Origin of the sequence: Vogesella mureinivorans (assembly GCF_007644035.1) — a bacterium.
GTDB classification, from domain to species: Bacteria; Pseudomonadota; Gammaproteobacteria; order Burkholderiales; family Chromobacteriaceae; genus Vogesella; species Vogesella mureinivorans.
The window spans coordinates 1-268 of record NZ_VMTV02001090.1 but is presented as its reverse complement, the minus strand read 5'-3'; the positions used below and the strand labels follow the sequence as shown (position 1 = coordinate 268).

The following is a 268-nucleotide window of genomic DNA, read 5'->3' as shown; positions in this document are numbered from 1 at the left end:
ATTGGAGGATTGCCGCCAATGCTGATCACCGTGGCCAACCAAAAAGGAGGCTGTGGGAAAACGACCATTGCTATTCACCTGGCTCATGCGATCGCCCTTGCAAAGAAGCGTGTTTTGTTGGTGGATGCTGACCCCCAAGCAAGTGCCGGGGGGTGGGCGGCTGTTAGAGGGGAAGAAACCCCTTTTGTGGTGGTGGGGATGGCAAGGGAAACTCTTCACCGAGACTTGCCAGCAATGATGGAAGGTTTTGACCATGGGGTGATCGATA

At 54.5% G+C, this 268-nt stretch carries 1 protein-coding gene; it reads left to right on the top strand.

From position 1 onward, the window contains the following. Window positions 1-18: 18 nt before the first annotated feature. Window positions 19-268: nucleotide-binding protein (locus FLQ44_RS22880; protein WP_147696182.1), on the top strand; the 250-nt coding region annotated here is incomplete at its 3' end.